Genomic DNA, 10,709 nt, shown 5'->3' with positions numbered 1-10,709 from the left:
GCGCCGGTAATATATTAGGCATACCATTCTGATATATCAGTTCAACTGCCAGGAGCAACACGACATGACCGCCTTCATGGACCAGGATTTCCTCCTCACGACCAACGTCGCCCGCAAGCTGTACCACGAGGTCGCAGCCGACCTGCCGGTGATCGACTACCACTCGCACCTGCAGCAGGGCGAGATCGCCGCGCGCAAGACGTTCCGCAACATCGCCGAGCTGTGGCTGGGCGGCGACCACTACAAATGGCGCCTGATGCGCACGGCCGGCGTGTCCGAGGATTACTGCACGGGCGAGCGGTCGGACAAGGAAAAATTCCTCGCGTTCTGCAAGGTGCTCCCGCTCGCCATCGGCAACCCGATCTACCACTGGAGCCACCTGGAGCTGCGCCGCATCTTCGGCATCGACCTCGTCATCAACGAGAAGAACGCGGAAGCGATCTGGGAACAGGCCAACGCGAAGCTCGCGACGATGGACACGTGGACGTTCCTGGAGCAGGCGAAGGTGGAAATCGCCTGCACGACGGACGACCCGGCCGACGACCTGCTGCAGCACGCCGAGATCGCAAAATCGGCGCTGAAGACGCGCGTGCTGCCGGCCTACCGTCCCGACAAGGCCATGCGCATCAACAACCCCGGCTTCGTCGAGTACGTCGCGCACCTGGCGCAGGTCGCGGACGTCAACATCGATTCGTTCGCGACGCTCCTCGCCGCGCTGGCCAAGCGCGTCGATTACTTCCACGCGCGCGGCGGCCGCATTTCCGACCACGCGATCGACATCGCGCTGCCCACGGTCGCCGCCACGGCGGACCAGTTGGAAGCCATGTTCGCCAAGCGCATGCGCGGCGAGCTGCTGGGCGACCTCGAACAGGCGCAGTACCTGCGCGGCCTGCTGGAAGCCATCGGCGCCGTCTATGCGAAATACGAGTGGACGATGTGCTTCCACATCGGCGCCATGCGCAACAACAATGCGCGCATGCTGGCGACCCTCGGTCCGGACACGGGCTTCGATTCGATTTCCGACATGACGACCAGTAACGGCCTCGTCGCGCTGCTGTCCGCGCTGGACGCCCACGACCAGCTGCCGAAAACGATGCTGTTCAACCTGAACCCGGCGATGAACGACGTGCTGTCGACGATGATCGGCAACTTCCAGGACGGCAGCGTGGCAGGCAAGGTGCAGTTCGGTCCGGCGTGGTGGTTCAACGACCACAAGCTCGGCAACCTGAACCAGCTCCTCGCGTTCGGCAACCATTCCGTGCTGGGCGTCTTCGTCGGCATGGTGACGGATTCGCGCAGCTTCGCGTCGTACCCGCGCCACGACTACTTCCGCCGCCTCGTGTGCCGCCAGCTGGGCGAGTGGGTGGCCGCCGGTGAGTATCCGGACGACTTCGACGCGCTCGCCACGATCGTGCGCGGCATCTGCTACGACAACGCGAAGAACTATTTCAAGCTCTGATTGGGCAACCATGCAAAAAGTGATCTGCATTCACCCGGACGACAGCATGCTGGTCGCCCTGGCCGACCTGGCGCCGGGTGACGTCGTGACGTGGAACGGGGAGAACATCCTCGTGTCGACACCGATCAAGACCAAGCACAAGCTGGCGCGCCGCGCCTTCGCCGCGGGCGATCTGCTGACGATGTACGGCGTCGTCGTCGGCAAGGCCACGCAGCCCATCCGCAAGGGCGAGGCCGTCACGACGGACAATCTTGCCCACTACGCGTCCGAAGTGGAAATCGGAGAATCGAAGCCCTACACGTGGACCCCGCCCGACGTGGCGCACCTGGACGAAGCGACGTTCGACGGCATCGTCCGCGCGGACGGCCGCGTGGGCACGGCGAACCATTGGCTGATCTTCCCCCTCGTGTTCTGCGAGAACCGCAACGTCGAGCACCTGCGCAACGCGCTGGAGGGCCCGCTCGGTTATGCGACGAACGACCTCGCGTCGCTGACGTTCCAGCTGCTCGGCGAAGACATGGAGGCCCCGAAGCCTGTCGTCCGTCCGTTTCCCAATGTGGACGGCGTGCGCATCATCACGCACAACGGCGGCTGCGGCGGCACGCGCGCGGACGCGCGCTCGCTGTGCAAGATCCTCGCCGCGTATGCCGACCACCCGAACGTGGCCGGCATCACCGTGTTTTCGCTCGGCTGCCAGAACGCGCAGATCGGCATGTTCAAGGACGCACTCGCCAAACAGAATCCCCGCTTCGACAAGCCCGTGCTGATCTACGAGCAGCAGCAGTGGGACAGCGAAGAAAAAATGATGAAGGCCGTGCTGCAGGACACGCTGTCGCACCTGAAGGAAGCGAACAAGGTCGTGCGCCGACCGGTGCCGCTGTCGCACCTGAAGATCGGCGTGAAATGCGGCGGGTCGGATGGCTTTTCCGGCATCTCGGCGAATCCGGCGATGGGTTATGTGTCGGACATGGTCGTCGCCGTGGGCGGCTCGTCGATCCTGGCCGAGTTCCCGGAATTGTGCGGCGTGGAAGCAAGCCTGATCGAACGCTGCGTCGAGGACGACGACAAGCGCCGCTTCCTCGGCATGATGCGCGACTTCGAACAGCGCGCGCTCGCCGTGGGCACGCACTTTGCCGACAACCCGAGCCCGGGCAATATCCGCGACGGCTTGATCACGGACGCGATGAAATCGGCCGGCGCGGCGAAGAAAGGCGGCACGTCCCCGATCGTCTCCGTGCTGGACTACGGCGAGCAGGCCGACAAGCAGGGCCTCGCGCTGCTGTGCACACCGGGCGGCGACGTCGAATCCGTCACGGGCATTGTCGCATCGGGCGCGAACGTCGTGCTGTTCTCGACGGGCCTCGGTACGCCGACGGGCAACCCGATCGTGCCGGTGCTGAAAATCTCCAGCAACAGCCGCGTTGCCGCGAAGCTCTCTGACCTGATCGACTACGACTGCGGCCCCATCATCGAGGGCAAACCGCTGCCGGACGTGGCGCGCGGCCTGTTCGACATGGTCGTCGCGACGGCGGGCGGGCAATACAAGTGCAAGGCCGACCGGCTGCAGCAATACGACTTCATTTTCTGGAAACGCGATATCTCGCTGTAAGGACCCACATGAACCAACTCCGCCGCACCACACCGTTCGCACATCCCGTCAAGATCCTGCAATTCGGCCAGGGCAACTTCATGCGCGGCTTCTTCGACTGGCAGGTCGACCTGCTGAACGAACGCACGGGCCTCGATGCCGGCGTCGTCGTCGTGCGCCCGCGGGGCGGTGGCGCCGCGCCGCTGCTGGACGTGCAGGACGGCCTGTTCACGGTGCTCGTGCGCGGCCTCGACGAGGCCGGGCAGCCCGTCAAGCAATACCGCACCGTCGAATGCGTGCAGCGCGAGATCGACCCGGCCACGATGTACGCCGACTATCTCGCGCAGGCCGCGAATCCGCACTTGCGCTTCGTCGTCTCCAACACGACGGAGGCGGGCATCACCGTCAACGAGACCGACCGCTACGCCGACGCGCCGCCCGTGACCTTCCCCGCCAAGCTCACGCAACTGCTGTTCGCCCGCCATCTCGCGTACGAGGGCGCGCAGGACAAAGGCGTGATCCTGCTGCCGTGCGAACTGATCGACAAGAACGGCGACGCGCTGAAGAACGCCGTGCTGCACTATGCACGCCTGTGGCAGTTGCCGGCAGGTTTCACCGCGTGGATCGGCGACGCGTGCACGTTCTGCAATACGCTCGTCGACCGCATCGTCACCGGTTATCCGGCCGCGGACGCCGCGCAGATCGAGCGGGAACTGGGTTATGCCGACCCGTTCCTCGTCGCGGCCGAATACTATTACCTGTTCGTGATCCAGGGCCCGGCCTTCGTCGGCGAGGAACTGAAGCTGGCCGGCGCGTACCTCGACGTCAAGCTCGTCGACGACATCACGCCGTACAAGAAGCGCAAGGTCGGCATCCTGAACGGCGGCCACACGACGCTCGTGCCGGTCGCGTTGCTGGCCGGCCTGGAAGCCGTCGGCCCGGCCGTCGACGACGAGCAGGTCGGTGCCTTCCTGCGCGCCGCCATCGACGAGGAGATCATCCCGGCACTCGAGATGGACCGCGCCGACCTCGAGGCATTCGCGGCCGACGTGCTGCGCCGCTTCCGCAACCCGGCCATCCACCACCGGCTCGCGTCGATCGCGCTGAACAGCTGGAGCAAGTTCGCCGCGCGCGTGCTGCCACAGTTGCTTCGCTACGCCGAGCTGCACGACGGCCGCCTGCCGCGCCGCCTCGTGCTGGCGATGGCCGCGACGATGGTGCTGTACCGCGGCGGCGTCATCGACCTGGCGGACGATCCGGCCACGCTGGCGTGGTTCCGCGCCGGCTGGGACAAGGTGGGCGCGGGCGAGTGGTCGCTGGACGACCTCGCACGCGGCTGGCTCGCGCATGCCCCGCTGTGGGGCCGCGACCTGAACGCCGTGCCGGGCCTGGGCGCGCAACTGGCCGCGCAGTTGGCCGAAAATCTGCGCGACATCGAGAGCCAGGGCATCCGCGCGCTGCTGGCCTGATCCGCACATCACAACCGATCGAGAGAGACCGCCGGCATGCCGAGCGGTCCGGGAGCTCGCGCCCGACCAGGCGCAACAGGAGACACGATGAACAAATTGAAGGGCATGCGCTGGTGGATGGTGGGGCTCGTCACGCTCGGCCTGATCGTCAACTACCTGGCGCGTAACACGCTGTCCGTGGCGGCGCCCACGATGATGACCGACCTGCACATCGACACGAAAGAGTACTCGTACATCGTCGTCGCGTGGCAGGTCTGCTATGCCGTCATGCAGCCTGTCGCGGGCTTCGTGCTGGATGCGATCGGCACGAAGATCGGCTTCGCCGTGTTCGCGTTCGCGTGGTCGCTGGCGTGCGCATGCGCGGCGCTGGCGTCCGGCTGGCAGAGCATGGCGTTCTTCCGCGGCTTGCTGGGCCTGACGGAAGCGGCGGGCATCCCGGCCGGCGTCAAGGCGACGACGGAGTGGTTCCCCGCGCGCGAGCGCTCCGTCGCGATCGGCTGGTTCAACATCGGCTCGTCGATCGGCGCCCTGTGCGCGCCGCCCCTGGTCGTGTGGGCGATCCTGCACGCGGGCTGGCAGTGGGCCTTCGTCATCGTGGGTGTACTGGGTATCGCCTGGACGTTGCTGTGGTCCGTGTTCTACAAGCACCCTCGCGACCAGAAGCTGCTGTCGGACGAGGAACGCGACTACATCCTCGCGGGCCAGGAAGCGAAGCACCAGGACAGCGCGGCGAAGGCATCCTGGCGCCAGATCGTCAGGAGCCGCAACTTCTGGTCGATCGCCATCCCGCGTTTCCTGTCGGAGCCGGCCTGGCAGACGTTCAATGCGTGGATCCCGCTGTACATGGCGACGGAACGGCACATGAACCTGAAGGAGATCGCGGCGTTCGCGTGGCTGCCGTTCCTGGCGGCGGACATCGGCTGCGTGCTGGGCGGCTACCTGTCGCCGTTCGTGCACCGGCACCTGAAGGTGTCGCTGTTCGACTCGCGCAAATGGGTCATGGCGTTCGGGTCGCTGTGCATGATCGCACCCGGCTGCATCGGCCTCGTGGCGAGCCCGTACGCGGCGATCTTCCTGCTCTGCATCGGCGGCTTCGCACACCAGACCTTGTCCGGCGCGCTGTACGCGATCACGTCCGACGTCTTCGGCAAGAACGAGGTGGCGACGGCGACGGGCCTGGCCGGCATGTCCGGCTACCTGGGCGCCACGCTGTTCACGTTGCTGTTCGGCGTGCTCGTCACGCATACGGGCTACAGCCCGATGTTCGTCGTGCTCGCCGTGTTCGACGTCCTGGCGGCCATCGTCGTGTGGACGCTGGTACGCGACGGCGGCCCGCGGATGCCCGCCAAAACGGATGCCCCGGCCGTCGCCGGTATCCGGTAAACTGCCGGGCTGACCACCACGAACAACGACACGACGACAAGGACCAACGATGGGCGCACACACCGTCTACGCGATCGGCGAATGCATGATCGAATTGCAGAAGACCGCGCAAGGGCAGGGCGGCACGATGGATTACCGCTTCGGCGGCGACACGCTGAACACGGCCGTGTACATGGCGCGCCTGCTCGATCCCGAGCACGTCCGCGTGGCGTACGTGACGGGCCTCGGCGCCGACGGCATGTCCGCCGAGATGCTGGCCGCGTGGGCGCGCGAGGGCATCGACACGTCGTGCGTGCAGCAACTGCCTGACCGCCTGCCGGGCATCTACATGATCGAGACCGACCCGGATGGCGAGCGCCGCTTCCACTATTGGCGCCGCGACTCGGCTGCGCGTCACTGGCTCGCGGCGCCGGGCGCGGGCGCGGTGCTCGAGCGGCTGCCCGGCGCGCGCATGGTCTATTTGTCGGGCATCAGCCTAGCGATCCTCGCTCCGACCGACCGCGACCGCCTGATCGCCACGCTGGCGCAGTGCCGCGCGGCCGGCGGCACCGTCGTCTTCGACAACAACTACCGCCCGCGCCTGTGGGAGAGCCCCGACGTGGCGCGCGAGGTCTACGGCCGCGTGCTCGCACACGCCGACATCGCGCTGCTCACCTTGGACGACGAGGTCGCGCTGTACGGTCCGGCCGACGCGCATGCCGTCGTCGAGCGCACGCGCGCGCTGGGCGTGGGCGAAGTCGTCGTCAAGTGCGGCGGGGCGCCGTGCGTCGTCTGGCACGACGGCATCCTGCACGAGGTCGCGCCCGCTCCCGTACGCGACGTCATCGACACGACGGCGGCCGGCGATTCGTTCGGCGCCGCGTACATGGCCGCGCGCCTGGCCGGCAAGGGCCCGGACGACGCGGCGCGCGCCGGCCACCGCCTGGCCGGCACCGTGATCCGCCACCGCGGCGCCATCATCCCGCGCGACGCGATGCCGGGCGAGTGAACACGCTACACTTCCAACCATGAACACCTTGACTCCACCTGCCACCGTGGGCGAGGCCGAAAACGGCTTGAGCGCGTCGCGCCGCGTGTACGTGTGCCTGCGCCGGCGCATCGTCGAGATGACCATGCTGCCCGGCACGCGCGTCGTCGAGCGCGACATCGCCGAGGAATTCGGCACGAGCCGCACGCCCGTGCACGAGGCCGTGCAGCGGCTGGCCGACGAGGGGCTGATCGAGATCGTGCCGCGCTCCGGCACGTTCGTCGCGCGCATCCCGCTGGACGCGCTGGAAGAGGCGAATCTCGTCCGCCATGCGCTGGAGACGGCGATCATCGAAAAAGCGGCCGCGCGCGTCGGCCCCGACGACGCGGTGCGCCTGCGCGCGATCCTGGCCGAGCAGGAAGCCGCCATCGGCGCGAACGATTTCGGCGCGTTCCATCGCACGGACGAGCGCTTCCACGCCTTGCTGGCCGAACTGTCGGGCTATCCGGGCGTGTGGCCCATCATCCAGCAGGCCAAGACGCAGATGGACCGCTACCGCCAGCTCACGCTGCCGCTCGAGGGCCGCATGGCCGGCGTGCTGGAAGAGCACCGGGCCGTCGTCGACGCCATCGAGGCGCGCGATCCCGCGCGTGCCGTCGCCGCCATGCGCGAGCACCTCGACCACGTGATGCCCGTGCTGGAAGTCACGCGCAAGCTGCGTCCGGAATTCTTCACGACGCACCTCGACACCCGGCCCGCGCGCTGACGCCATGCCCGGAAGCGCGCCGGGCTTGGGTCTCGCGCGACCGATTTGCTACCATGGCACCTTGTCCACTTTGATGAAGTCTGCCATGCCCAACAACAAGCGCCCGGCCAAGGGCCCGTCGGCCCAGCCCAACCGCAAGCCCGCCAAGCCGGTCGAAGCGGATCCCGACGCGCTCGCGCAGAACCTCGTCGACCTGGCGCTCGAGATCACCGAGCGGGAATCCGCCGACCCGGCCACGCTCGCGGCACGGCGGCAGGACCTCACGGTGCTGATCCGCCGGCTGCTGCGGCGCAAGCACGACGACGTGCTGGGCGGCGCCATCGAGGTCGCCCGCTACACGGACGCGGACTGCTGCCGCCTGCTGCGCGAACGCGTCGAGGAAGAAGCGGCCACCCTGCACGTGCGCGGCGACAACGACGTGGAGATGGAGATCGACGCGTTCATGATCCCGCTGTTCGTTCACAGCACGGGCGGCCTCGTCGAGACGGACGTGTTCCGCGACGACGCCGATTTCGAAGCGCTGATCGACAGTTTTCGCCAGGCCGGCCTCGCCAGCCCCGGCACGCGCATCGTCCTCGTGCGTCATCTGTACGACCTCGACGGCGTCGACCGTATCCGCTACAGCGATCTGCAGGAGATACTGCGCGAAGCCTATGCCGCCATGCGCTCGCGCAAGCTCGTGGCCACGCCCGCCATCGCGGCCACCATGCGGCCGTGGGAGGGCAGCGACTACGGGCCGGACGACGAGGCGATGGAACTGCGTTTCCTCCTCGGTTTCTCGCTGAAGGCGGCGGACGACCCGTTCTACGACGTGCCGACGGACGAGGCGGAAGGCGACGCGTATTTCGAAGGACGCATGGCCCGCTACCGCATGTGGGCAGGGAGTGTCGCGCCGCTGCTGCAGCGCTGCCTGTCCAGCCATCCGGCCGGCGTCGAGCTGAATTTCCTGTACCAGGACCTGTTCTACGGCGCCAAGGAGCAGGGCGTGGGCGAGCTGTCGATGCTGGCCACCCTGGCTGAAGTCAACCAGCGACTGGACGAGCAGCAGCGCGCGCCGGACCGCATCAAGGCCGTCGTCGCGCCCGTCGAGGCGAATGGCGAGGCCGTGCTGCGCATCAACCTGTACCCGCTCGACGGCGGCGCGCCGCTGGCCACCGTCGACAAGCCGCTCGACCTGGCCGCGCACCTGGAAGCGGAGCTGGAAGACTTGTGCGACGCGCTGGGCACGGTCGGCCTGGACGGCATCCTGCTGGCCCGTGGCTTCGATGCGGCGGGCGAGCCGGAAAGCGCGGAACCCTATCTTTCGGCCTGATCTCGACCGTCATGCGTAGCGGGTGCCGGACAGGTCCCGTCAGCGCTGCCGCCGCGCCGCCCGGCGCGGCGTTCTCCCTCTGAAAACACCCCGCACGGACCGTGCGCACGGGCTGTCACGCAAGCGCAGGCGATGCGATTTCGTAGTGTTTTTTCTACTGTCCGCGTAGGAGGGAACTTACAAGGTTGAGCACTCTGCCGAGCTCTCCCAGGGAGACCCGGACAGTCGCGCCGTTTGCGCCTTTCCTGATGCAAATATTGCAATGCATAAATGAAAATCTTAAGAAACTTGCATGATACGATGCACTGGTCCGGCATCTGATCTGTCGGTGTTTTCCAAGCATCGATGCATCAGTGGCTGGCCTTGAATCCAGATCAACTAGAACGCCCCAAGGCGAAAGGAAATGAACATGCCGACCCTGATCGTGTTTTGCCATCTGCGCTGGGACTTCGTCTTCCAGCGCCCCCAGCACCTCATGACTCGCCTGGCGGAACACTACCGAATCCTGTTCGTCGAGGAGCCGGTGTATGACGAGGGCGAGGCGCACCTGAAGAAGACGGCCGTCGCGCCGAACATCACGGTGTGCCAGCCGCATACCGGCATCCAGGCCCCCGGCTTCCACGACGACCAGATCCCGACCTTGCAAACGCTGCTGGCCGACCTCGTCCCGGAACGCGAGCGCCCCGTCGTCTGGTTCTACACGCCGATGGCCCTGCCTTTGCTGCAAGGTTTCGACCCGGCTCTCGTCATCTACGACTGCATGGACGAACTGGCCGCTTTCAAGAATGCCCCGAAACAGTTGCTGCAGCGTGAGAACGCGCTGCTGAACATCGCCGACCTGTGCTTCACGGGTGGCCCGAGCCTGTACCAGTCCAAGCGCGACCGCCACGCGAACGCGCATTGCTTCTCCAGCAGCGTCGACGCCAAGCACTTCCGCAAGGCCCTCGACCGCGACGACAGCCACGCCGAGCAGAACCACCTGCCGCGTCCGCGCCTCGGCTTCTACGGCGTGATCGACGAGCGCTTCGACACGGACCTGATCAGCGAGGTCGCCGCAGCCCGTCCGGACTGGCAGATCGTGCTCGTGGGTCCGGTGGTGAAGATCGACCCGGCCAACCTGCCGCGCGCGAACAACATCCATTACATGGGCCAGCGCACGTACGACCAGCTGCCGCAATTCCTGGCCGGCTGGGACGTCTGCCTGCTGCCGTTCGCGCTGAACGAATCGACCAAGTTCATCAGCCCGACCAAGGTGCTGGAATACATGGCGGCCGAACTGCCGTCCGTCAGCACGCCGATCACGGACGTGAAGGTGCCGTACGGCGACGTCGTCGCCATCGCCGACACGCCGGAAAAATTCATCGCGGCGTGCGACCGCATGCTGGCGATGAACGATGCGCAGAAATCGGCGCTGGTCGACCGCATGCGCGCGATCGTCGCCAACACGTCGTGGGACAAGACGGCCGCCAGCATGCACCAACTGATCGAGACGACCGCGCCCAGCAACAAGGCCCAGCGCTTCATCGCGCGTGCGGAAGAGGCGGACTTCGACGACGTCGTCAATGCCGAGAACGTCAATCCGCTGCCGATCGCGGCGCTGGCGTCGCGCATGGCACCGAAGGATGGCATGGCGAAGGCAGCCGGCTAAGACGTACCACGGGCCGGCGTACGCACGCCGGCCTTTTGCGTGACGCGTCACGCATCACTCGGAAATCGCTCAGCGGGCCGATTATTTCGCGTGACGCGCCCTGGGCGGGGCGGCGCG

At 66.8% G+C, this 10,709-nt stretch carries 8 protein-coding genes; all 8 read left to right on the top strand.

Going from position 1 to position 10,709, the window contains the following annotated elements:
* Positions 1-64: 64 nt before the first annotated feature.
* The 8 genes from uxaC to HAV22_RS11325 all read left to right on the top strand — a co-directional run bounded on the left by uxaC (position 65) and on the right by HAV22_RS11325 (position 10,592).
* The gene (uxaC, locus tag HAV22_RS11360; RefSeq protein WP_166859192.1) at positions 65-1,459 is read left to right on the top strand and encodes a glucuronate isomerase; all 1,395 of its coding nucleotides are present in this window, start codon (positions 65-67) and stop codon (positions 1,457-1,459) included.
* 10 nt (positions 1,460-1,469) lie between these two features.
* Positions 1,470-3,068 carry a UxaA family hydrolase gene (locus tag HAV22_RS11355; protein ID WP_166859191.1) on the top strand — a complete coding sequence of 533 codons (1,599 nt, stop codon included), beginning with the start codon at positions 1,470-1,472 and terminating at the stop codon, positions 3,066-3,068.
* 8 nt (positions 3,069-3,076) lie between these two features.
* Entirely contained in the window at positions 3,077-4,516 is a 1,440-nt protein-coding gene (locus tag HAV22_RS11350; protein WP_166859190.1) for a tagaturonate reductase, read from the top strand.
* Positions 4,517-4,603: 87 nt separating this feature from the next.
* Entirely contained in the window at positions 4,604-5,899 is a 1,296-nt protein-coding gene (locus tag HAV22_RS11345; RefSeq protein WP_166859189.1) for an MFS transporter, read from the top strand.
* A gap of 49 nt (positions 5,900-5,948) precedes the next feature.
* Entirely contained in the window at positions 5,949-6,887 is a 939-nt protein-coding gene (gene kdgK, locus HAV22_RS11340; protein WP_166859188.1) for a 2-dehydro-3-deoxygluconokinase, read from the top strand.
* Between the two features lie 19 nt (positions 6,888-6,906).
* Positions 6,907-7,632: a GntR family transcriptional regulator gene (locus HAV22_RS11335; RefSeq protein ID WP_229421188.1), complete on the top strand. Its 726-nt coding sequence runs from the start codon at positions 6,907-6,909 to the stop codon at positions 7,630-7,632.
* A gap of 85 nt (positions 7,633-7,717) precedes the next feature.
* Positions 7,718-8,944: a hypothetical protein gene (locus tag HAV22_RS11330; protein WP_166859187.1), complete on the top strand. Its 1,227-nt coding sequence runs from the start codon at positions 7,718-7,720 to the stop codon at positions 8,942-8,944.
* A 409-nt stretch (positions 8,945-9,353) separates the two neighbouring features.
* On the top strand, positions 9,354-10,592 hold the full coding sequence (locus HAV22_RS11325; protein ID WP_166859186.1) for a glycosyltransferase: 1,239 nt from the start codon (positions 9,354-9,356) through the stop codon (positions 10,590-10,592).
* The last annotated feature ends 117 nt before the right edge of the window (positions 10,593-10,709 follow it).

It is taken from the genome of Telluria antibiotica (assembly GCF_011682055.1).
Taxonomy (GTDB): domain Bacteria; phylum Pseudomonadota; class Gammaproteobacteria; order Burkholderiales; family Burkholderiaceae_D; genus Telluria; species Telluria antibiotica.
The sequence above is the reverse complement of the archived record's forward strand: the minus strand, read 5'-3'. Positions and strand labels throughout refer to the sequence as shown.